This is a genomic window from Micromonospora sp. HK10 (genome assembly GCF_000982955.1).
GTDB lineage: Bacteria > Actinomycetota > Actinomycetes > Mycobacteriales > Micromonosporaceae > Micromonospora.
This window is the reverse complement of record NZ_KQ058829.1, coordinates 72,799-95,268: the sequence shown is the minus strand read 5'-3', so window position 1 is coordinate 95,268 and position 22,470 is coordinate 72,799. Positions and strand designations below refer to the sequence as shown.

Sequence of the window (22,470 nt, the reverse complement as noted above, 5' to 3'; positions counted from 1 at the left end):
AGGGCATGGCGTTCCCGCAGCGCGGGCTGGGGCGCGGGTACGGCCGGCGGCTTGCTGACCGGGGTGCCGCTGCTCGGCGCCGCGGGACTCGCCCGGGGTCTCGACGTCGACCTGACCAGCGTACTGACCGCGGTGATCGCCGCCGCGGTGGTCGGCGCGGCCGCGACCGTCGCGGTCGTGCAGCGGGTACCGCACCGCCATTCGGTACGCACCGCGCTGCTCGCCGGCGCCGGGCTGGGCGCCGCGCTGCTGCTGGTGGTCAACGTGGCCGCCCCGCTGCCGGGGCTGCTCGCGCTCACCGCGCTCGGACTGCCCTGGGCGGTCCTGGTGGTGTCCGGCCGCGCGATCGCCGCCGCGACGGCCGCCCTGCGGTACTGGCACGTGGGGCTGCTGAACGGGCTCGGCCTGGCCGCACTGCTCGCCAGCGGCACCGCAGGCGGATCCGGGTACCACTGGGCGGCGGCGGGCGTCCTCGCGGCGCTCGGCGCGCTGGCCGGGGCGGCCGCCGCGGAACTGCCGGGCGATGCCGGCTGGCCGCCGGCGCTACGCACCCTGTTCGACAACGCCACCCGCCCACCCACCGCGCGTACCGCCGTGCTGGCCCAGGCCGGCCTCGGCATGATCGTGCCCGGCGCGCTGACCTTCGCCGCCGACGTGCTGCACACCGGGTTCGGCCTCGGCCCGCGCGGCGCCGTAGGAGTCATCGGCGACGCGCTGCTCGCCGGGGCCGCGCTTGCCGTGCTCCTGCGCGGCGAGCGGACGCTGCGCCTCGCCGTCGCCGCAGCCCCGGCGGGGTTGCTCGGCGCCGCCGGTGCCCTGTTCGTCGGGGCCACCCCCGCAACGGTCGGCGTCGTGCTGTTCGCATCCGGCCTGGCCGTGGCCGTCGGTGCGCTGGTCGCGCTCGCCGTCTCGGGCGAACGCATCGCCGCCGAGGTGCTCCACCCCGACGCCCGCCCCGCGTTCGTGGCCGCGACATCGGTGCTGTCCCTGGCCGGTGGCCTGGGCGGCGCCGGCCTGCTCGCCCTGCTCAACACCCGGTACGGCGCCGTTCCGGCGTTGGCGGTGGCCGCGGCGGCGGTGCTGGTCGGCGCCGGCTACGCCCGGCGGCTCCGGCGCACCGCCGCCGCCGACGCCGAACGGTTGGCCCGGGTGCTCGCCGACGAGGCGGAGGTCGCCCGACTGAGGCACAGCGGCGCCCGTCCGGCCGCTCTCTCCTGCGCCGGCATCGACGCGGCGTACGGTCCGGTCCAGGTGCTCTACGACGCGGCCGTACGCGTCGGCGACGGCGAGATGGTGGCGATCTGCGGCCCGAACGGGGTCGGCAAGACCACGTTCCTGCGGGTGCTCTCCGGCCTGCACCGCCCCGCCGCCGGGGTGGTCCGGCTCGGCGGGGTCGACGTGACCGCGCTGACCGCGCCCCGCCGGATCGAGCTCGGGCTGTCCACGGTGGTCGGCCAGGCGGTGTTCGGCTCGCTCACCGTCACCGAGAACCTGCGCATGCACGGCTACGCGCTGGGCCGGCGCAGCGACGCGGTGCACCGGGGGGTCGACGCGTCGTTCGCCGTCTTCCCCCGCCTCTACGAGCGGCGCGACCAGGTCGCCGCCACCCTGTCGGGCGGTGAGCGGCAACTGCTCGTGCTCGCCAAGACGCTGATCCAGCGCCCCCGGATGCTGTTGGTCGACGAGTTGTCGCTCGGCCTGGCCCCGGTCGTCGTCGGCGGCCTGCTGGAAATGCTGCGCCGGCTCAACGCGCTGGGCACTTCGGTGCTGGTGGTGGAGCAGTCCGTCAATGTGGCGCTGTCGCTGGCCGACCGGATCTACTTCATGGAGAAGGGTGCGATGGTCGCCGAGCACACCGCGGGTGAACTGGCCGGTCAGCCGGACCTGGTCCGGGCCCTGATGCTCGGTGGCCACGCGCCAGCCGAGGACACCGAGCCCGCGCCGCAGGCGCAGGCCGCGCCCGCGTCGGAGGCCACCCCGGTGGACGGGGCGGTGATCCGATGATCGGCGGTTTCGACGTCGGCCCGGACCGCATCGTGCTGGGCCTGTTCACCGGCCTCACGTACGGGCTGCTGGCGGTCGGGCTGGTGCTGGTCTACCGGTCCAGCCGGTTCGTCAACTTCGCACACGGCGCGGTCGGGGTGTTCGGCGCCGCCGTGCTCGGTCGGCTGGTCGGTGACGGGGTGCTGCCGTACTGGCTCGCCCTGCCGGTCGGGATGCTCGCCGCCGCCGCGGTCTCCGGCGCGATCGAGCTGGGCGTGGTCCGCCGGCTGCGCCACCGGCCCCGGGTGATCGGCATGATCGCCACCCTCGGGCTGTCCCAGTTCGTGCTCGTGCTCGCCCTGCTGGTGAACAGCTCGGGGGCCAGCGGCCCGGCGTTCCCGGTGCCGCCCGGCATGCCGTCGTTCACCATCGGCAACACCCCGGTCGGCCCGGCGTTCACCGCGATGCTGCTGCTCACTCCGGTGCTGCTGGTCGGGCTCGCCATGTTTCTCAAGCGCAGCCGGTTCGGGCTGGCGATCCGGGCCGCCGCCGATGCCCCCGACGCGGCCACCCTCAACGGCGTCACCGCGGCCCGGATGGCGACCCTGGCCTGGTCGATCGCCGGTGCGGTGGCCGCCTTCTCGGCGATCCTCATGGCGCCGACCCAGGGCACCCAGTCGATTGAGTCGCTCGGCCCGGCCCTGCTGGTGCGGGGCCTCGCCGGCGCGGTGATCGCCCGGTTCTCCTCCGTCCCGATCGCGTTCGGCGCCTCGCTGGGCATCGGGGTGGGGGAGCAGATCCTGCTCTCCGGTCAGTCCAGCGGCGGCCTCGTCGAGCTGGCCCTGGTCGCGGTCATCCTGGTCGCGCTGCTGGCCCAGCCGGTCCGGGCGCGCCGCGACGGGGAGGACGGCGGCTGGGGCCGGATCGGCGCGCCGCCGCTGCCCGCCGCCTACCAGCGGGTCTGGCTGCTGCGCAACCTCGGCCGGGTCGTCGCCGGGGTGGGCTTCGCCGTCGCCGCCGCGCTGGCCTTCGTGATCAGCAATGAGACCGCCTCGGTGCTCATCGCGATCATCGGCTTCACCCTGGTCGGCCTGTCGATCGGGCTGGTCACCGGCGTGGCCGGCGAGCTGTCCCTGGGCCAGTTCGCGTTCGCCGGCATCGGCGCCGCGGTGTCGGTGCAGGTCTCCGTGCGGACCGGCAACCTGTTCGTGGGGATCCTCGCCGGCTGCGCGGCGGCGGCGCTGGCCGCAGTCGCGGTCGGCGTGCCGGCGCTGCGCCTGCGCGGGCTCGCCCTCGCCGTCACCACGCTCGCCTTCGCGCTGGCCACCAGCACGTTCCTGCTGCGGCAGGATTGGCTGCTCGGCGATGGCGCGCAGGTGCCCAAGCCGCGCATCCTCGGCCACACCTTCGACCTGGCCACCGACTACTACCTGTTCGCGCTGGTGGCGCTGCTGCTCGGCCTGTGGGTCACCGCGAACCTGCGCGCCGGTGCCTTCGGGCGGGTCCTGGTGGCGCTGCGCGACAACGCCGACGCCGCCCGCGCGTTCACCGTCGCGGTGCCGGTGCGGGTCCTGCAGGCGTACGCGGTCGCGGGCGCGCTCGCCGGTCTCGGCGGGGCGGTGATCGGCCACGGGCAGACCCAGCTCACCGTGAACACGTTCCCGGCCTCGGCCAGCATCGACGTCGTCGCCACCGTGGTGGTCGGCGGGATCACGCTGCTGGGCGGCCCGCTGCTCGGGGCGTTCCTGATCGTCGGCGTACCCGGATTCCTGGAACTGGACATCATCGGCCAGGCGGCGCTGACCCTGGTCTGGCTGGTCGTGGTGATTGCGCTGCCGGCCGGACTCGGCGGGCCGGTGCTGTGGCTGCGTGACCGGATCGCCGCGCTGATCGCCCGCGGCCGCGACGCACCGGTACCGTCCGCCACCGATGAGATGGCCGGGCCGGCGCAGGCCGCCAGCTCCGGTGGCCCGATCACGCTGCCGCCGCGCACCGTCCCGCTGCGACCGCCTGCGACCGGCGAGCCGCTGCTCTCGGTGCGGGAGGTGGCCCGCTCCTTCGGCGGCGTGCGGGCCGTCGCCGGGGCCAGCCTCGACGTCGCCGCCGGCGAGGTGGTCGGCATCATCGGCCCGAACGGCGCCGGCAAGACCACCCTGTTCGAAATCATTGCCGGCTTCACCCGTCCGGACCGGGGCGCGGTCCTGTTCGCCGGCCGCCCGGTCACCGGGCTGTCGCCGCAGCGGCGGGCCGGTCTCGGGCTGGTGCGCTCGTTCCAGGACGCGCGGCTCTTCGCCACCATGACGGTGCTGGAGACCGTCATGGTGGCCGGCGAACGGACCGCGCCGACCAGCCTCGTCGCCGCAGCTCTGGGTGCCACCGCCCCGGACCAGGCCAAACGCCACCGGGCCGAGGAACTCGTCACGCTGATGGGCCTGGCCCCGCTCGCCGATCGGTTGGTCGGGGAACTGTCCACCGGTACCCGCCGGATCGTCGAGATCACCTGCCTGCTGGCGCTGGAGCCGGCGCTGCTGCTGCTCGACGAGCCCTCATCGGGAGTGTCCCAGACCGACGGCGTCGCGCTGGGCGAGGTGCTGCGCCGGATCCACGACGAACTCGGGGTCACCATGGTCATCATCGAGCACGACCTGCCGCTGCTCGCCCGGCTCGCCGACCGGCTGGTCGCGATGGACGGCGGCCGGGTCATCGCCGACGGCACCCCGCAGGAGGTCCGCAACCACCCCGACGTGGTCCGCTCCTACCTCGGTACCGACCACGCCGCCGTCAACCGCTCCGGCGTGCCCGCTCAACGCACGACGGTGCCGTCGTGAGCCCGCTCCGCGTCGCCCCGCCACTTGCCCGTGCCGGCCTGCGCCGAACCTGTCAGGAGATCGCCGTGCGAACCATCCGCCGCCGGGCGCTCACGCTCGCCGCCCTGCTCGCCACCAGCAGCGGCCTCGCCGTCGTCGCGGCACCCCCGGCCGCGTTCGCCGCGCCGACCCTCACCGTCAGCGCCACCACCGGGCTGACGGACAAGCAGCAGGTCATCGTCAACGGTTCGGGTTTCACCCCGAACCTGAAGCAGATCGCCGTCGGTCAGTGCGTCGCCGGTTTCAAGGGACCGACCGACTGCAACCTGTCCGGCGGGGCCGCGTTCGTCAACGCCGACGGCAGCGGGAAGCTGCCCACGGTCACTCTGAAGCTGGCCCAGAAGTTCGGCGCGTTCGACTGCACCAAGCGCGAGTGCGTGGTCGCGGCGCAGATTCTGCCCACGAGCGGCAACGCCGACCAGGTCGAGGCCAACAAGGTCTCGGTGACGTTGACGTTCGGCAAGAAGTCGGCCCAGCAGCCCTCACCGGGAGCCCCATCCGCGACCCCCGCGCCCGCGGCGCCGGCGGCCACGCCGGAAGCCACCACGGCACCCTCGACCGGGCCGGCGGGCGCAGCCGGCACGTCGACCCCGACGCTCAACGCCAACCCGGTGAGCGCCGGCCCGGACCGGTACGCGGTCACCGTGCTGGTCGGCTCCGGCCTGCTGTTGCTCTGCATCGGCCTGCTCGTGCTGATGCCCTACCGGAACCGGAGGACCCAATGACCCGAGGTCGTTATCCCGTCCGGGTGGCAGCGTTCGCGCTCGTCCTGGCGCCGTTGCTGCTGCTACTCGCGATCCCGGCGGCGGCCCCCGCCCGGGCGACGCTGCCCGCCGCGGCGGTCGGCCCCACGGCCGGGACGCTGGGCTGCCGGCTCTACTTCAACGACGCCGGCACCGGCAGCTCGCCGACGGTCTGGCAGGACACCTTCACCCTGACCCAGTCACCGGCCGCGCCGAAGGTCGGCGACACCGTGACCGTCACGCTCACGGCGAAGACCGGCCCCGACAACGGGCCGGTGGGGCTGAACGCCGGTGACGTGCCGGTGAATGTCACGCTGGCCCTGGGTGGCTCCCTCTCCGGCAGCGCGACGCTGCGGATGTCCTCGTACCCGGCACGGGCCGTCGCCCCGGAAGCGCCGCTCGGCCCGATCACCACGACCGGCACCTACTTCGCCTCCGCCGCCGGAGCGGCGACGCTCACCGTCGGGCGGGTCACGTTCACCAACGCCTCGGCCACGACGCACTGCTCGGCGGCCGGCGACCGCGACCACAAGGCGGCACCGGTGCCGACCTCCATCGTGGAGAGCTTCACCGTCGGCGGTACCGGCACCGCGACCCCACCGCCGAGCCCGTCGCCCTCCGCAACGCCGTCCCCCTCCGCAACGCCGTCGCCCTCCGCGAAACCGTCGCTGTCGCTCCCGTCGTCGGCGACGGACGACCCGCCGACGGCAACCGACGAGGTCGACACGCCCGCCCAGCCGTTCGGCCCGAAGAGCGTGAAGCTGAACTGCAAGACGCTGAGCAGCCTCTCGTCGTGGACCGCCACGCACACCCTGAGCATGTCGCCCAGCAACCCTGGGCGGGGCGCCAAGGTGACGGTGCGCCTGAAGTTCTCGGCCGGCCCGAAGAGCGGACCGGTGCCGGTCGGTGCCGGCGATCTGGTGCCCAAGGCGACCGTCAAGGTCGGCGGGGTGGGCAGCGGTACGGTCAACCTCCGAGGCCCGGCGTACGGCGCGATCAACCCCAACGCCGTCCTGCCCGGCGCGACGCTGACCGGGACCTACACCACCTCGAAGGCAGGGCTGGTGTCGCTGACGGTCACCAACATCGTCTTCGACCACCCGCAGGTCGACACCGAGTGCAACGCGGGCGCGGACCCGGTGACCGGCCCGGCGGCGACGTCGATCGTCGCCAAATTCACGGTGAAGTCGCGGGCCGCGACCGGCGACGAGAGCGAAGGCGGCGGCGGTGGCAATGGCGACGGGTCGCTGCCGAACACGGGCGAGGGGGGCGTGACGGCGCTGCTGCTGCTCTGGTCCAGCGCCGTGCTCCTGCTCGGTGTCGGCCTGGTCGTGGTGCTGCCGAGGCGTCGCGGAATCCCGCGGAGCTGAGCCGGCGAACGGCGCGGGCCGGGGATTCCTCCCCGGCCCGCACCGCTGGCGTGTTGCCGACAGCGCGGGTGGTCAGTGCTCGCGCAGCAGGGAACCGGCGCCGTACACCTTGTCGGTGATCCCGTTCTCGCGCAGCGCCATCCACCAGGTCGCCGCGTTGATGGCGATCACCGGCTTACCGAGCCAGCGTTCGGCCTCGTCGGCCAGCCCGACCATCGACAGGTTGGTGCCGCACTGGACCAGGGCGTCGACGTCCGGGCCGTCCACGGCCAGCAGCGCCCGGCGCAACTCGTCCTCCGGGACGTGGGCGATGGAGACCGCGGTCGGGCACTTGAGACCCTCGATCGTGACCACCTCGAAGCCGATCTCGGAGAAGAACTGCTCGACGTTCGTGTCGCCGATCGGTTGGTACGGCGTCACCACGCCGATCCGGCGGGCGCCGTAGAGGCGCAGTGCCCGCTCACACGCCTCCGCGCCGGTCGCCACCTCCAGCCCGGTGATCGCCTTGATCTGGGCGACGAACTGCCGGTTGCCCTCGACGCCGCCCCAGAACGTCTCGGCGGACATGCCCATCACCATGTAGTCGGGCTCGCAGGTCAGCACCCGCTCGCAGGCCGCGCCGATCTCGTCGCGGATCTGGGTCAGGAGGTTCTCGAAGTTGCCGTCGCTGGAGAGGTCCTGGTCGCGGATGTGGATCCGGGAGAAGTGCGCGGTCACACCGGGTACGGTCATCCGGTAGAAGTCCGGCTCCACGATGGTGTTCGTCGACGGGGCGATGACACCGAACTTGCGGCGCCAGCCGAGCGCGTCGGTCATGAGCGGACAACTCCTTCCTGGGCGGGGGTCGGGTGGGACGTGGTCGAGGCCCGGTGGTGCGCGCGCACGGTCAGCCACGCCGCGGCCAGCAGCGCGGCCTGGCCGAGGGTGTTGGTGCCCTGCTCGACCCACTGGAGGGCCAGGGTTTCGTGCTCGGGATGGTTGCGCAGCGGCACCAGCAGCAGCACGCAGGCCAGCCCGGCGACGTAGAGCGTCACCGCGGCCCAGGCGCGCCGCCGGCCGGCGATGATCGCGGCCAGGACGCTGATGGTCGTCACGCCCGTGGTCGCGAGGGCGAAGACGGGGGCGAAGACGGCGTACCCGGCGGCCACGCCGGCGGTCACGGCCAGCACGGCGGCGAACGGCCACCACGGCAGGCTGCGCCCGCGCAATGCGCTCGCCAGGCCCCAGATCAGCCCGACCGCGCCGAGCGCCATCAGCGGAAACAGCGCCGCCTCCAGCCAGGGCAGGTCGATCGAGAACCCGGACAGCAGCAGCTTCCAGGTCGACTTGGCCAGGCCGCCGAGGCCGATGAGGACGGCGCTGACGTGGGCGACCGGGCCCACCCGCGGCACGACCCGAGCGGAGAGCCCGGCGAGGATCCAGAACCCGACCAGCGCCAGACCGGTCGGCACGAAGTCCTCCAGCGCGAGGACGACGGTGTAGTCGCTGCCGTTCACGACAGGTGCTCGCGCCGGGTCCCCGCGGGGACGCCGACGGAGTCGCCGAAGAGGTCGCGCTTGCGGAAGCTGGCGACGGCGAACCGAGCGGCGGCCTTGCGGCTGGTCAGCCAGGCGGCCCGGCTGCCGTTGCGGCCCCCGGCGAGGACCCGGTCGGCCAGCCACGGGGTGACCGTCTCGACCCGGTCACCGAGGATGTTGAAGATCTTTTTGGCCTTCGCCAGCTCGTCCGGCGGGTAGTCGTGGGTGAGCAGGTCGGTCACGACGATGCCGGGGGAGAGGTGGTGCACGGTGACCCGGTCGGCGACCCCGGCTGCGGTTAGCTCCTTGGCCAGCCCGTCGGTCAGGTAGGTGACCGCGCGCTTCGACGCCCCGTACCCGGTCAACCCCGGCCGGGCCTGGCCGTTGGAACCGAAGCCCTCCATGTTCCACAGCGCGCCGCGGCCCTGCTCGATCATCGCGGCGAGCACCACCGCGCTGGCCCGGGCCACCCCGCCGAGGTTGGCCGCGAGCACTCCGTCCAGCTCTGCCGGCGGCAGCTCCCACAGTGGGCGGCGGGCATGGTTCGTGCCCGCATTGTTGATCCAGATGTCGACCCCGCCGAACGCCTCGGCGGCCGTCGACCAGAGCACGGACAGGTCGGCGCGGTCGGTGACGTCCGCACGTACCCCGAGCACCTCGGCTCCGGCCGGCACCAAGGCTTCGGAACGCAGTGTGGCAAGCGCCGCTGCCACCGACTCCGCGCTGCGTCCGCAGAACGCGACCCGGGCGCCGCGGGCCAGCAGCGCGCGTACCAGGCCGGCACCGATCCCGCGGGTGCCGCCGGTCACCACCACCGCGGTCATCCGGCTGCCTCCCAGGCGAGCAGGCCGTGCAGGACGCTGTCCAGCACGTTGCCCCGGAACAGCTCGTACACCACGGCCAGGCGCCCGCCGGCGGACATGCCCGGCTCGGCGTCGATGGCGAACTCGCGTCCCTTGACCTTCCACACGTCGCCGCCGTCGGCGTGGAAGTGCCAGGACGGGTAGCTGGCGCGACCGAAGCCCTGCGCGTTGCCCCAGGCGTCGGGGCCCTCGAAGAACAGCCGGTCGCCGTCGCGGCGCTGCTCGACCACGTACCGCCGGTCCAGGCCGGCGCCGGTCCAGTGCACGACCCGGCGGGTGCGGAGCAGGTCGATCGGCTCCAGACCGAGGCGCACCGCGACCGTGCCGCGCAGCTGCTGGTCGGCACCCCACAGCTCGCAGCTACCGGTGAACGCGCCGGCCTGCTTGGTCGGCAGGATGTACGGCACCGGCCCGCGCCGCTCTTCGGCGGACAGGAACCGCGTCACCCGCTCCCGGGTGTCCGGGTTGGTGTCGTGGTCGAAGCTTCGCGTGTAGACGCCGTTGAAGCAGCCCACCACAGCCCAGCCCTGGTAGAGCATCGACGAGTAGACCTGGGTCTGGCCGTCGGGCAGCACCTGGTTCCAGGTGTTCAGGTCCACCTGCCAGCCGGGGCCGTAGTAGTGGGCGTCCACGAAGGACCCGTACGGCTGGCCCGTGCCGAAGAAGTCGGGGCCGGTGTAGGCCCGATCGGCGTCGGAGTCGATCACCCTGAAGGCGAACGGCGCGCCCAGCCGGTAGCGCCCGGCCAACTCGCCCCCACCGACCAGCCCGCCGTCCATGAAATACGTGGTGACGCCGTCGGAGAAGACCGACGAGCGGCGGATGTCCTCGAAGCCCTGCCAGACGCCGGTTGCGGTGAACAGCGACGGCCGGCCGTGCCACTCGCCGGCGATCCGCTGCTGCCACTGGCTCGGTTCGGAGTCCGCCGCTACGGTTGTCGGTGCGGTGGGCTCACCCATTGCCGATCAGCTCCGCTCGGATCCGGTCGGTCGCCGGCTCGCCGATCAGCCGGGTGACCCGGGCCCAGACCGGGTCGACGTCGGGGCTGAACAGGTTGACCCGTACGGCGGTGTCCCGGGCGGCCAGGTCGGTGTCGGCCAATCCCGCCACGACGTCGGCCGGCAGGCCGTCGGTCACCAGCGCGGACCAGTGCTCGGCGTACGCGGAGACGGCGGCTCCGATCTTCCGGAACGACTCCTCGGTGGCCCGGCCGACCAGCATCCACGGCGACATCAGCGCGCACTGGCGGGGCCCGATGTCGGCCCGGCTCAGCCCGTCCATCGCGCTGGCCTCGGTGAAGACCGCGGTGAGCGGCTGGTACGCCGCGTCCAGGTAGGGCAGGTGGCTGCTCAGCTCGGCCCGGGGGATCAGGTCGAGGTGATAGGCGTAGTAGTCGCCGCCGTACACCGAGTCCAGGGTGAAGTGCGGGACCGCGCTGTCGGCGGCGGTGAAGGCGAAGACCATGTGGCTGTCGAGGCGGATCATCGGGACGACCAGCCCGACGTAGACCACCTTGACCACCGGCTGGCCCGGTGCGCCCCGCCAGACCCGCAGCGCACCCACCGGGTCGGGCGACATCGGGCTGCTCAGCGGCTCGTCGATGACCGCGGTGAGCGGGTGCCGGGCGGTCAGGTGGGCCACCGCGTTCTCGCAGAGTTCCAGCGGGAGACTCATGCCTGCTCCTTCGTCCTCGTCGCGCTGCTGGTGGGGTTCGCCTGCGCCTCGGCTCCTGCGGCGGCGTCGGCGCCCTCCTCCTCGGTGATGCGTTTGAGCCCGGTCCGCTGCGCCTCCGCCACGGTCGGGTGGTCGCCCTTGGCCTTGTGCACCCAGGCGCGGGCGAGCTCCGGGTTCTCCCGGCGGGCCGGCGACGCGATGACGGTCGCCTCCCGCCGTGGCACGTCGCCCGTGATCCGGTCGGCGTCGGAGAGCATCCAGCCCTGCTCGGCCAGCTCCTGTCGGCGTCGCCGGTAGTGCACCGCGATGAGGTCGCTCTTGACGTGCAGCTCCGCGCCGAGGTCGAACGGGAGCAACTCGGGGCGGACGTTGTTCACCACCTCGGCGTCCTGGTAGAAGATCTTGAGGACGCGCTGCACTGCGTTGCGGTTGGCCCAGGCCCCGGTGAAGAAGGTGCGCAGGGCGACCCACTTGACCAGGGTGGTCGTCTCGTCGACCGGGATGTTGGTGTCGTAGATGATCAGGTCGCCGATCGACAGTCGGACGTGCAGCTTGATCATGTTAGGCAGCATCCAGCCGGCCGAGGTGACCACTGGCGGGCGGTTGGCCAGGTCCGCGTTGTTGCGGCTGATCAACGACCAGAGGCCCTTCGAGCGCGGCGGGTGCAGGCTGACCGTGGCGTACGCCGACCACTCGTCGCGCACCTCGACCTCGTACTCGGGCACCTCGGGCTTCTCTCGGTTGCCGAACACGCTGCCGTGCACGAAGGGTGCGTGTGCGATGTCGCAGCCGTTCTCCAGGATCCGTTCGTAGTTGGCCTTCCACAGGAACTCGCCGGTCACCGCGCGGAACTTCCCGCCGTTTTCCACCAGGTTGTCGAACTCCGGCCAGAGGGGGATCGGCGGCCGCTCGGCCTCGGGCAGGTCACCCATGAAGACCCAGACGAAGCCGTAGCGCTCCTGCACGGGATACGAGTCGACCCGGGCCTTGGTGGGGATGCCCCGGCCGGGCTGATTCGCCGGGATTTTCGTGCATGCTCCGCCCGGCTCGAACTGCCATCCGTGGTATGGGCAGACGATGTTGTCGCCGGCCGTCCAGCCGCCGGAAAGCGCCGCGCCCCGATGTACGCACAGGTCGGACAGGGCTACCACGCGCCCGCTCGGGGTGCGGTAGAGAGCCAGGTACTGGCCGAGCACGGTGATCCGGGCCGGCTTGGTGGTGACCCGGTCGGAGAACTCGACCGCGTACCAGAAGTTCTTGAGCATGGTGGCTTACCTCCGACGGAACGAGGCGATCGAAGAGGTGGTGTCGAGCTTTGCCAGCAACCGGTCGAAGCCGTCGGCCGGTTCGCCGCGAAGGTGGACGGCGAGGAACCCGGACAGCAGGTCGACCACGAGCGCACGGATGCTTTCCGGGTCGGCGGTCGCCTCCTCGTCGAGGAAGGCACGCGCCGAGGTGGGGTCGAGCGGGTGCACGATGCCGAAGTGGTTGGCACCGGCGAGCCGCACCAGCAGATTGCTGCCGCCCGCTTCGGGCAGCGCCTCGTCGAAGGTGCGGGTGATCGGGTCGGCGCGGGTGGCCGCGTCCTCGCCGTACCGGTCGGCTGAGCCGTTGATCACGCCGTCGTTGGTGCCGGCGAGCAACATGACCGGGCAGTCCGCCTGGGCCGGCAGCACGGTGCCGGCCGGCCAGCCGAGCATGGTCGCCACCATGGTGTGCGCCCCGTAGGTGGCCACCGCGCGGACCTCGGGCAGGAAGCGCGCCGACTGCAGCGCCACCGTGCCGCCGGCGGAGTGACCCACCAGCGCCACCCGGTCGAGGTCGAGCAACCCGTCGAGCGGCCCGGTGAGCTGCGCCAGCGAGTCGAGCACCGGGCGCAGCGACGGGCTGGTCGGTCGGCTGCCGTAGCCCTCCGGCCGGGCCGCGTCCAGGTCGACGCCGGGAGTGATCCCGTGCAGGCCGGCGAAGAGCACTCCGACCCAGTCGTAGGTCACCGCGACGACGCCCCGCGCGGCCAGCTCCACCGCCAGCCAGCGGTAGGCGTCCTGCCCGACGTTGACGCCGGAGACCAGCAGGACCACCGGGTACGGTGCCCCGGCCGGGTCGGCCGCCAGCACCCCGCTGAGCCGCTCGGCGTCCGAGCCGGTGGGCCGCGCCCGGTAGTAGACCCGCAGGTGCGCGGTGTCGAACGGCGCCGGCGCGCCGGGGACGCGTACGGCCCACCAGACCGACCGGACGTCGCCTTCCTGCGCACCGCTCATGCCGACGGCCGGGGGAGTTCGCGGTCGCCGCCCCAGAGCGCGCGGACGAGCCGGTTGGTGGTCTCCTCGCCGAAGTAGCGCACGCCCATCACGTTCGCCGGGTCGCGGTCGGCGATATTGCGGCGGATCCGCAGATCGGTCTCGGCGAGCGCGGCCCGCTCCTCGGCCGGCACCGGCTCGGCCTCGTCGACCCAGCGCAGCCAGCGGTCGACGTGGGCGTGGGTCACCTGGCTGACCCTCTCGATGTTCTCCGGGCTGCGGTCGAAGGAGTAGCAGTACGCCGTCGGCGACAGGCTGGCCCGGATGAACCCGGCCCGGCTGACGAAGTAGTCGAACGCCGGGTCGGTGCGGAGTTGCAGCCACTCCTCGTTGACCGGCTCGTAGTACTTGTCGTAGTAGTCGCCGTGCTCGACCATGTTGACCCGGGGCACCGAGTCGACGTAGAACCAGCCGCCGGGCCAGACGAGCAGGGCCAACCCCAGGTGCGGCACCCTGACCTGCGGGCCCAGCCAGCACGTCAGGTGCAGGTTGGCGAAGCTGGCGGCGGGGTTGCCCAGCCAGGAGCGTACGAGCCAGTCGACCTCGGGCCCGGTGTACGCGGCGAGCGAGCCGCCCGGTCCGTTCGGGTAGTCCCCGTAGTGCTCCAGCGGCTCGGTGGACGGGTCGCGGGTCAGCTCGAACCGTGCGTCGATCTTGGCCTTCAGCTCGTCCAGGAGTATCTGGTAGCGGTGGAACGTCTCGTGGACGTCGACCGTGGGGGAGTCGTCGAGCATGTCCTCGACGGGTTTCAACGTGTCGGCCACGGGTCAGCGCCTTTCGGTGAGGGCCTGGACGAGCCGCCACGGGCGGCCGTCGACGAGGTCGGTTCGGCGGGAGACGAGCCGGTTCGCCGCCTGCGCCGGGGTCACCACGGCATGCGTGACGGGCCGGTCCGCGGCGATGTCGGTGCGCAGCGGGCTGCTGATCCGGCCGGTGAACGGTCCGGCCCAGGTGGTCCAGAGGGTGAAGTCGGCGCTGAGGGTGAAGACCGCGGCGCCCGTGCCGAGGCGCCCGGCGGCGATCACGTTGAGCCGGTTCTCCGCGGCCCGCTCCGGCAGGCCCAGCGCCAGTTCCCAGGGCTCGCGCGGGGTGAACGGCACGGCGACCACATCGGCGTCGGCGAGCGCGGCGAGCCGGAACGTCTCCGGGAAGACCGCGTCGTCGCCCACCACGATCGCCAGCCGCCCCCAGGGCAGGTCGAAGGTGCGCAGCGCGCCGCCGGGCCGCACGGCGTCGCGGGCCGCGCCGGCCCGATGCAGTTGTGGCTGCTCGCCGACCACGCCATCCGGGCCGATGAGCAGCCCGACCGGACCGTCGGGGCCGAGAGCGGTGGCCACGGCGTACCCGTCGGTGCCGCGCAGCGCCGGTGCCAGCGCCGTGGCCACCTCGGCCGGCCCGACGTGCGCGCCGAGGGCGTTCTCCGCGAGCACGGCGAGCAGCGCGCCCTCGGCGACCGCCTTACCGAGCAGGTCGGCCGCCTGGCCCGGGTCCCCGGGCCGGACCACGGCGACCGGCAGGCTCGGTGCGCCGGGCGGCCGGCGGCGACCGGCCGGTGCGTCCCCGAGTGGGCTGTAGAGTTCCGGTCGGCGGGCCGCGAGGATGTCGCTGCCGTCCGGGCGGCGCTTGTCGTCGGCGCGCTCGACAGCGATGTCGGCGATGACGACGGCCTCACCGGTGCGCGGGCCCTTGGCCACCACCGTGCCGTCCGGCGCGACGATCTGCGACTCGCCGGCACCGTGCAGCCACTGCTCCGGCACGCCCAGGCCGCGGCTCATGGCCGGCAGGTGCTCGGCGGGCAGCAGCGGGCCGACCTTGTTGGCGGCGATCACCCAGACCCGGTTCTCCGCGGCCCGCACCGGAATGTGCAGCGCGGCCTCATCGGTGGCGAACGAGTTCAGGCTGTTGAGCAGCACCTGCGCGCCGCGCAGCGCGAGCCCGCGGGTGGTCTCGGGAATGACGCCCTCCATGCAGGCGTACATGCCGAGCCGGCCGAGCGGGGTGTCGAGCACGGGTCCGACCCCGGTCGCGGGGTCGAGGTGGTCGTTCTCGGCGCCCATCAGGACCTGCTTGTCGCAGCTGCCGAGCAACGCCCCGTCCGGGCCGAAGAGGAAGTTGGTGCCGCCGGTGCGCCCGTCGGGGTAGGCGTGCGTGACGTTGATTTTGAGGTGCACCCGATGCTCGGCGGCGCTCGCGGAGATCGCGGTGAGGAAATCGTCGCCCGGCCGGGTGGCCAGGGCGTGTGCCTGGGCGCGATCGGTGTACCAGGCCAGGTGGTTGCAGAACTCGGGCAGCACCACGAGTTGTGCGCCCTGTCGGGCGGCGTCGGCGACGAGGCGCAGGCAGGTGGCCAGGTTGGCCCCGATGTCCTGGCCGACCTCGAACTGTACGGCGGCAACCCTGATGGTCATTCCCGCTCCGGTTCCCCTAGCGAAACGCTGTTTCCAGAACATACACTCGGGCGACGCCGGGGAACAGGGGGACGAACAGGTGTTTACGCACGTGGTACTGATGAAGTTCGCCGATGCGGCCGATGCTGCCAAGGCGAAGTCACTGCTGGAAGGTCTGACCAGCACAATTGATGAGATCGCGACGCTGACCGTCGCCCTGGACACGCTGCGGACCCCGGTCTCCTACGACCTGTGCATGATCAGCACACACACCGACGCGGACGCGTTGCGCGCCTACCAGGCCCACCCCGCCCACCTGGAGGTGGCGGGCTGGCTCAAGCCGCGCCTCGCGGCCCGCGTCGTCGTCGACTACTGACGGCAGCGCTGGACCGACGCGGCCCGGCCTCAGCCCGGGTACGCGTTGGCGGGTAGCCCGGCGCCACCGGGCCGGAACGGGCCGGGCGCGTGCACGACGCAGGTCTGCGCGTACTCGGCCAGCCCTTCCTCGGCGTACTCACGGCCGTAGCCGGAGCGCTTCACCCCACCGAACGGCGCCCTCAGCGACAGCCCGGTGCGGTTGTGCGTGTTGACGAAGACGAAGCCCGCCTCGACCCGACGGGCCAGCGCGAACGCCCGCTCCTCGTCGGCCGACCAGACCGAACCGCCAAGGCCCAGCTCGTCGGCGTTGACCCGGGCCAGCAGTTCCTCCTCGTCGTCGTAGAGCAGCAGCGGCACCGTCGGCCCGAACTGCTCCCCGGTGACCACCTCGGCGTCGTCCGGTGCGTCCAGCACGAGCGTCGGGGTCACGAAGTACCCGCCGGCCAGGTCGGTGCCACCGTCGACAGTGCCCAGCGGCAGCGCCGTGGCACCCCGGGCGACGGCCGCCGCAACGATCCGCTCGATCCGGGCGACGGCACCGGCCGAGATGACCGGGCCCATGCTCACCCCCGGCGTGAGCGCGTCACCGACGCGCAGCACCTCCGCCGCGGCGGCCCGGTACGCCGCCACGAACTCGTCGCGGCGGCCGCGGTGCACATACAGGCGCTTGGCAGCCATGCACACCTGGCCGCTGGTGGCGAAACTCGCCAGCACCAGCCGGCGCATCGGCTCGGTGCCCAGGTCGGCGTCCGGCAGGAAGATCGCCGCGTCGTTGCCGCCCAGCTCCAGCACCACCGGTGTGGTCTGGGTGGCCGCGGTCGCCGCCACCTGCCGGGCCGCCACGCCGCCGCCGGTGAACGCCACCTTGCGCACCAGCGGGTGTCCGACCAACGCCGCACCGGCGGCGGCGTCGCCGTGGACGACCGCCAGCGTCCCGTCGGGCAGCGCCCCGGCGAGCAGGCGCAGCACCTCCGAGACCGCCAGCGGCGCCAGCGGCGAGGGCTTGACCACCACCGCGTTGCCGGCGGCGAGGGCCGGGGCCACCTTGAGCAGGGTGAGGATGATCGGCGCATTCCACGGCGTGATCGCGGCGACCACACCGTACGGCCGGGGCAGCCGCAGCAGCCGACCGGCCGCGTCGTCGATCTCCCGATCCGCGTACGCCGCCGGGGCGTGCTCGATGACCCAGCGCAGGTACGTGCCGGCGAACCCGACCTCGCCGCGGCAGTCGGCGAGCACCTTGCCCGACTCCCGGGCCAGCAGCCCGGCCAGCGGTTCGAGCCGCCCGGCGATCGCGTCGGCGCCGGCGGCCAGCGCGGCGAGCCGCCGCGCGATGCCGGTGGCCGCCCAGCCCCGCTGCGCGGCGTCGGCCCGGCGGACCAGGACGTCCACCCGCTCAGGCCCGCTCACACCGACCGTGCCGACCAGCTCGGTGAACCTGGACGGGTTCACCCGCTCGATCACCGGGCCGCCGCCGGGTGCCGTCATGCCCGTACCACCGGCTGTCCGGCGCCGGGGCGCAGCGAGGCAATCATGGAGCTGCGCAGCAGATACGCGCGGGCCGCCTGCGGGTCCGCGGCCAGCGCGCGCAGACCGGCCAGCTGCGCGGACCGCAACTGTGGATCGGTGGCCCGCATCCGGCGGTAGTTCTGGTCGGAGACCTCCTGCACGTAGGTCAGTGCGATCCGGCGCCGCTCGTCGGACACCGCCGTCACCGCCCGGTCCAGCTCCCCACCGTCCGGTGCCGGGCTGCCCGAGGCCAGCACCTGCGCGTAGGCGACCGCGTCGTGGATGCCCGAGTTCATGCCCAGCCCACCGAGCGGGTTGTTGACGTGCGCGGCGTCGCCGGCCAGCAGCACCCGCCCCTGCCGGAACGTCGCGGCGACCCGCTGGTGCACCCGGTACAAACTGGCGTGCGCCACCCGCCACGGCCGGCCCGGATCGGCGATCGCCCGCAACCGCCGGTCGAGCCGGCCCAGCTCGTGCGCGTCAGGGGTGTCCTCGGGGGTGGGCAGCAGCACCCGCCAGTGGTCCGGCGTGCGCAGCAGCACCGACCACTCGACCGGGTCGAAGACGTAGTTGACGTACGCCAGCGGGCCGAGCAGAACTGGCAGGTCCTCGTCGGTGGAGGCCACCAGGAACCGTTCGGGGTAAGTGATCCCGTCGAAGGGCAACCCCAGCGCCCGCCGTACCGCCGAACTGGCGCCGTCGGCCGCGATCAGCCAGTCGCCGGACACCTCCCGGCCGTCCTCGGCGACCGCGACCACACCGCCGTCGGCCCGATCCGCGGCCTGTCGTACCGAGTCGACCGGCCAACCGAAGCGGACCCGGGCCGTCGGTTGCCCGGCCAGGTGCGCCAGCAGGATCACGCACAGCTTCGACTGCTCGCACTGCACCCGGTACGGGTACGGGGTGTCCTCGGCGAGCACCGAGAGGTCCAGCTCCGCGATCAGTCCCTCCCGGCGATCCCGGTAGGCGAACGTCGGCGCCACCAGCCCGCGCGCCAACAGGTCCGCGCCGACCCCCAACGCCTCGAGCATCTCCAGCGTCGGCGGGTGGAACGTGGAGGCACGGGACTCGGCGGCGAGGGCGTCACCGGCCTCCAGCACGGTCACCTCGCAGCCCCGGCGGGCCAGCGCGAGCGCCGCGGTCAGCCCGACCGGCCCCGCTCCGGCGATCAGTACGTGCATCAGGCGTACCTCCGATCGAGAGTCAGCGCATCGTCCTGGCCGACCAGCGCGGTGAACGACGACCAGGCGAGCCGGGGCACCGCGCCGGCGTGACCGTCCCGGCCGATCGCGGCGTAGGCGGCGGCAGCCGCGCGCAGCGCGGCCAGCATCGGCGCGACCGGGTGCAGCACGACCCGGACCCCGAGCGCGCCGAGCGCGTCGTCGGGCGGGAAGGCGCGCACACCGGCCGCCTCCGAGCGATTCACCACCAGGGGTACGCCGGGCAGCGCGGTACGCACCGCCGCCAACTCCTCGGCGGTGTCCACACCCTCCAGGAAGACCGCGTCGGCGCCGGCGTCGGCGAACCGGCCGGCCCGCTCGATCGCCTCATCGAGGCCGGCCACCGAGTAGGCGTCGGTGCGGCCGATCAGCACCAGGCCGGTGCCCGCCTCGGCGATCGCCCGGATCTTCGCCGTCGCACCCGCCATGTCCAACAGCTCCTTGCCGGCCAGGTGGCCGCAGCGCTTCGGGCTGACCTGGTCCTCCAGGTGCAGCCCGGCGGCGCCGGCCGCCGCGTACCGCTGGGCGGTCCAGACCGCGTGCAGCGGATTGCCGTAGCCGGTGTCCGCGTCGGCGATCAGCGGCACGCCGGCCAGCGCCGGGACCAGCCGCGCGGCCCGCTCCGCGACGTGTGTGCCGTGCAGGTATCCCAGGTCGGGAAGGCCCAGCTCGACCGCGGCGCAGACCGCACCGGACAGGTGCACGACGTGGTGCCCGGCCTCGGCGGCCAGCGCGGCGGTGAGCGGGTCGTGTACACCGGGGGCGTGCACCGGCGAGGCGCCGCCCAGCAGCGCCCGCAGCACGTCGGCCGGGCGTGCGGTCGCCGCGCCGCCGGCCGTGATCGAGGGCGTAGCCTGCGCCGGGGCGGTCTCGCCCCGGGTCATGACCGGCCGTGCAGCGCGAAGCCGCCCTCGACGCCGACGACCCGAGGGTTGGTGAAGAACCGCAGGGTCTCGGCGGTGCCCTCCTCGCCGTACCCGGACAGCCCGAACGCCGGGCGCGGGCTGAACAGGTGCAGGCTGAGCACCGAGGAGCCGTTGACCTTGACCTCACCGGCCCGGATCCGGCGGGCCACGGCCAGCGCGGCCTCCTCGTCCGCGCCGAACACGTACGCCTCCAGCCCGTACGACGTGCCGTTGGCCAGCGCCACCGCCTCGTCGACGGTGGCGTACGGGTGCACCGCTGCCACGGGCCCGAAGATCTCATCGCCGGTGTGCGCGGGGGCGACGCCGGTGACCAGCGTCGGGGCGAGGAAGTTCCCGCCGGCCAGCGGCCCGGCCGCCGGCAGCGTGGTGCCGGTTACCGCGGTTCCGCCGTGGGCCAGCAGGTCGTCGCGGGCGGCCACCACCCGGGCCAGGTGCCGGGAGTGCACCAGCGGACCGAGGTCGGTCGCGGGGTCCAACGGCGCGCCGGCGACCAGGCCGGCGAGCCGGTCGGCGATCGCGGCGACGATCTCGTCGTGCCGGTCGGCGGGCACGATCAGCCGACCCAGCGCCCGGCACCACTGCCCGTTGAGGGTGCTCAGCAGGTCGACCGCGGCCCGGGCGACATCGGCGACGTCGGCGTCGGGGAGCACGACCAGCGGGTTGTTGCCGCCGAGCTCGAGCTGCACCGGCTTGATGTCGTAGGCGCAGGCCGCCGCGACCGCCCGCCCGGCGGCGAGCCCACCGGTGAAGGAGACCGCCCGGATCCGGGGATCGCCGACCAGGGCCGCACCGGCCTCGGCCCCGCCGTGCACGAGCTGGAACACCCCGGCCGGCACGCCGGAGGCGGCGAGCGTGGCCCCGACGACGGCGGCGAGCCGTTGGCTGCCGTGCGGGGCGTACTCGCTGGGCTTGAGGATCGTGGGGCAGCCGGCGGCGAGCGCGTTCGCGACCTTGTGCGCGGCCATCGGCGCGGGCGCGTTCCACGGCACCACACAGGCGGCCGGACCCCAGGGCAGTCGTTCGGCGTACGCGATCCGGCCGTCCTCGCGCTGGAACTCCTGGCTCTGCGGGCCCTGCCGCAGTTGGGCGGCGGCCAGCCGGAACGAGCCGCCGAGGATCACGCCCAGCGGTGTGGTCTGCCGGATCGGCACGCCGGTGGTCGCCGCCTCCAGCGCGCAGATCTCGGCCGCGACGCCCTCGACCGCATCGGCGACGGCGTCCAGTACGTCGGCGCGATCAGGGGCCGGTAGCGCGGCCCAGCTCCCGGCCTCGTGCGCCGCCGACGCGGCGGCGACGGCGGCCTCGATCCGGTGCGGCGGCGTGCCGGCAGCCGGTCGCCGCACCGCCCCGGTCGCCGGATCCTCCAGGTCGAATCCGAGCGGTGTGTGGCTGGGTGTCCAGACCTCGTCGACCAGGTCGGCGAGATCGGGCAGGTCCGGTTGGTGGGGCCCGGTCACCCGGCCACCGCCGCGAACAGGTTGTTGGACCGGTCGCTGGTGACCATGCCGGCCGCCTCCAACCGGCCGCGCTCCGGCGGGAACGTCATCACCAGCCCCATCGCCAGGTCGCGAAGCGCCCGGCCGACGGGCCCGTTCATGGTGGCACTCGACGTGCCGCACGCCTTGAGCGCGCCGACCGCCACGTCGAAGCACGCCTCGCAGATCGAGCCCTTGGCCAACCGCCACTGCTGGTAGACCTCGGCGTGCGGGCGCAGCGGTGGCTCGCTGGTCTCCAGCAGCAACTGGCGGCGCAGCCAGAGGTACGCCGTCTCCAGCCGTTCGGTCATGTTGCCGATGATCACCTGGTGCATGGGGCTCTCCGCGATCGGCCGGCCGGTGTCGGCGAAGGTCTTCTCGGTGAGCCTGGTCAGCGTGTCGTCGTAGACACTCTGCGCCGCGCCGACGTAGACGGCCGTGATGGCCAGCTGGTTGCCGACGAAGCTGCCCCGGCTGCACTGCAACATCTTCACGAACGCGCCCGGCACGGTGAGCGCCTCGTCGGCCGGGATGAAGACGTCGTCGAGCCGGATGCCGTGGTTGGCCGAGCCGCGCATGCCGATGCCGTCCCAGCTCGGCCGGGAGGCGACCCCTGCGGCATCTCGGGGCACGAGGAACAGTGCCAGCCCGTCCGCTGTCTCGTGCCCGGCGAGCCGGGCGGTGACCAGGTAGGTGTCGGCGACGCCGGTGGCGCAGCCGAACGACTTCTCGCCGCTGAGCGACCAGCCGTCGACGCCTGCGCGCCTGGCCGGGGTGGCGGTGGTGGAGATGGCGATGTTGGCCGACGAGCTCTTCACCGCCTCGCTGGCGAAGTTGGCCAGCCACACCCCACCGGCCATCCGGGTCAGCACCTTCTCGGCGAAGGCCCGCACGGCGGGGACGTCGTCGTCGTCGAAGAGGCCGCGTTCGATCGCCTCCAGCGGCAGCAGGCCCCGGGAGGCGCTGGTGTTGTGGAAGAAGAAGGCCAACGCCGTCGACGGGCACGCGCTGCCCATCGCGAAGGTGGCGGCGGCGAGGTCGCGCAGGCCGCCGCCGAGGCCGCCGTACTCCTGCGGAACCACCAGGCCGAGCAGCCCGGCATCGCGCAGCAGCGCGACGTGCGCGGCGGGGAACACCCCGTCGGCGTCGGCCTGCGCGGCGGCGGCCCGCAGCGCGGGCAGCACCTTCTCCACCCGGGCCGCACGATTCTGCTCGGCCGGGGTGAGGTCGTCGATGAGCCGTCCGCCGGTGGACATGT

19 protein-coding genes are annotated in these 22,470 nt (G+C 73.6%); 5 read left to right on the top strand and 14 right to left on the bottom strand.

Annotation, left to right across the window (positions count from 1 at the left end):
• Positions 1–51: 51 nt before the first annotated feature.
• The 4 genes from LQ51_RS31340 to LQ51_RS31330 all read left to right on the top strand — a co-directional run bounded on the left by LQ51_RS31340 (position 52) and on the right by LQ51_RS31330 (position 6,963).
• On the top strand, positions 52–2,004 hold the full coding sequence (locus LQ51_RS31340) for an ABC transporter ATP-binding protein (RefSeq protein ID WP_052744925.1): 1,953 nt from the start codon (positions 52–54) through the stop codon (positions 2,002–2,004).
• Positions 2,001–4,811: an ABC transporter permease subunit gene (locus LQ51_RS16620; RefSeq protein ID WP_046566774.1), complete on the top strand. Its 2,811-nt coding sequence runs from the start codon at positions 2,001–2,003 to the stop codon at positions 4,809–4,811. The genes LQ51_RS31340 and LQ51_RS16620 overlap by 4 nt, the downstream gene beginning before the upstream one ends.
• 65 nt (positions 4,812–4,876) lie before the next feature.
• Positions 4,877–5,575, top strand: a complete 699-nt coding sequence (locus LQ51_RS31335; protein WP_052744924.1) for a neocarzinostatin apoprotein domain-containing protein — start codon at positions 4,877–4,879, stop codon at positions 5,573–5,575.
• A 23-nt stretch (positions 5,576–5,598) separates the two neighbouring features.
• On the top strand, positions 5,599–6,963 hold the full coding sequence (locus LQ51_RS31330; RefSeq protein WP_052744923.1) for a hypothetical protein: 1,365 nt from the start codon (positions 5,599–5,601) through the stop codon (positions 6,961–6,963).
• A 72-nt stretch (positions 6,964–7,035) separates the two neighbouring features.
• Here the strand turns inward: LQ51_RS31330 and LQ51_RS16605 are convergent, their stop codons facing one another.
• The 9 genes from LQ51_RS16605 to LQ51_RS16565 are packed head-to-tail and all read right to left on the bottom strand — an operon-like array spanning position 7,036 to position 15,725.
• Positions 7,036–7,779 carry a maleate cis-trans isomerase family protein gene (locus tag LQ51_RS16605; protein ID WP_046566772.1) on the bottom strand — a complete coding sequence of 248 codons (744 nt, stop codon included), beginning with the start codon at positions 7,777–7,779 and terminating at the stop codon, positions 7,036–7,038.
• Positions 7,776–8,459 carry a hypothetical protein gene (locus tag LQ51_RS31325; RefSeq protein WP_052744922.1) on the bottom strand — a complete coding sequence of 228 codons (684 nt, stop codon included), beginning with the start codon at positions 8,457–8,459 and terminating at the stop codon, positions 7,776–7,778. The genes LQ51_RS16605 and LQ51_RS31325 overlap by 4 nt, the downstream gene beginning before the upstream one ends.
• Complete coding sequence (locus LQ51_RS16595; protein WP_046566770.1) at positions 8,456–9,304, bottom strand: SDR family NAD(P)-dependent oxidoreductase; 849 nt, start codon at positions 9,302–9,304, stop codon at positions 8,456–8,458. The genes LQ51_RS31325 and LQ51_RS16595 overlap by 4 nt, the downstream gene beginning before the upstream one ends.
• A complete protein-coding gene (locus LQ51_RS16590; RefSeq protein WP_046566768.1) occupies positions 9,301–10,302 on the bottom strand; it encodes a hypothetical protein in 1,002 nt (333 codons plus the stop codon). Before LQ51_RS16590 ends, LQ51_RS16595 begins: the two co-directional genes overlap by 4 nt.
• The gene (locus LQ51_RS16585; protein ID WP_046566765.1) at positions 10,295–11,017 is read right to left on the bottom strand and encodes a hypothetical protein; all 723 of its coding nucleotides are present in this window, start codon (positions 11,015–11,017) and stop codon (positions 10,295–10,297) included. Before LQ51_RS16585 ends, LQ51_RS16590 begins: the two co-directional genes overlap by 8 nt.
• Positions 11,014–12,282: an aromatic ring-hydroxylating dioxygenase subunit alpha gene (locus LQ51_RS16580; RefSeq protein ID WP_082159472.1), complete on the bottom strand. Its 1,269-nt coding sequence runs from the start codon at positions 12,280–12,282 to the stop codon at positions 11,014–11,016. The genes LQ51_RS16585 and LQ51_RS16580 overlap by 4 nt, the downstream gene beginning before the upstream one ends.
• Before the next feature lie 6 nt (positions 12,283–12,288).
• Positions 12,289–13,278 (bottom strand): alpha/beta hydrolase family protein, encoded by a 990-nt coding sequence (locus tag LQ51_RS16575; protein WP_046566763.1) that lies wholly within the window; start codon positions 13,276–13,278, stop codon positions 12,289–12,291.
• Positions 13,275–14,081 carry an oxidoreductase gene (locus LQ51_RS16570; RefSeq protein WP_052744921.1) on the bottom strand — a complete coding sequence of 269 codons (807 nt, stop codon included), beginning with the start codon at positions 14,079–14,081 and terminating at the stop codon, positions 13,275–13,277. The genes LQ51_RS16575 and LQ51_RS16570 overlap by 4 nt, the downstream gene beginning before the upstream one ends.
• 3 nt (positions 14,082–14,084) lie before the next feature.
• The gene (locus LQ51_RS16565; RefSeq protein WP_046566762.1) at positions 14,085–15,725 is read right to left on the bottom strand and encodes a nitrilase-related carbon-nitrogen hydrolase; all 1,641 of its coding nucleotides are present in this window, start codon (positions 15,723–15,725) and stop codon (positions 14,085–14,087) included.
• 79 nt (positions 15,726–15,804) lie between these two features.
• Here LQ51_RS16565 and LQ51_RS16560 point away from each other — a divergent pair, with 79 nt between their 5' ends.
• On the top strand, positions 15,805–16,080 hold the full coding sequence (locus LQ51_RS16560; protein WP_046566864.1) for a Dabb family protein: 276 nt from the start codon (positions 15,805–15,807) through the stop codon (positions 16,078–16,080).
• Between the two features lie 29 nt (positions 16,081–16,109).
• Here LQ51_RS16560 and LQ51_RS16555 read toward each other — a convergent pair whose 3' ends face one another.
• Genes LQ51_RS16555 through LQ51_RS16535 form a run of 5 tightly spaced genes read right to left on the bottom strand, consistent with a single transcriptional unit; the run spans position 16,110 to position 22,468 of the window.
• A complete protein-coding gene (locus tag LQ51_RS16555; protein ID WP_046566760.1) occupies positions 16,110–17,570 on the bottom strand; it encodes an aldehyde dehydrogenase family protein in 1,461 nt (486 codons plus the stop codon).
• On the bottom strand, positions 17,567–18,772 hold the full coding sequence (locus LQ51_RS16550; RefSeq protein ID WP_046566758.1) for an FAD-dependent oxidoreductase: 1,206 nt from the start codon (positions 18,770–18,772) through the stop codon (positions 17,567–17,569). Before LQ51_RS16550 ends, LQ51_RS16555 begins: the two co-directional genes overlap by 4 nt.
• Complete coding sequence (locus LQ51_RS16545; RefSeq protein ID WP_082159470.1) at positions 18,772–19,695, bottom strand: isocitrate lyase/PEP mutase family protein; 924 nt, start codon at positions 19,693–19,695, stop codon at positions 18,772–18,774. Before LQ51_RS16545 ends, LQ51_RS16550 begins: the two co-directional genes overlap by 1 nt.
• Entirely contained in the window at positions 19,692–21,194 is a 1,503-nt protein-coding gene (locus LQ51_RS16540; protein WP_052744919.1) for an aldehyde dehydrogenase family protein, read from the bottom strand. Before LQ51_RS16540 ends, LQ51_RS16545 begins: the two co-directional genes overlap by 4 nt.
• The gene (locus LQ51_RS16535; protein ID WP_046566756.1) at positions 21,191–22,468 is read right to left on the bottom strand and encodes an acyl-CoA dehydrogenase family protein; all 1,278 of its coding nucleotides are present in this window, start codon (positions 22,466–22,468) and stop codon (positions 21,191–21,193) included. Before LQ51_RS16535 ends, LQ51_RS16540 begins: the two co-directional genes overlap by 4 nt.
• Positions 22,469–22,470 lie beyond the last annotated feature (2 nt).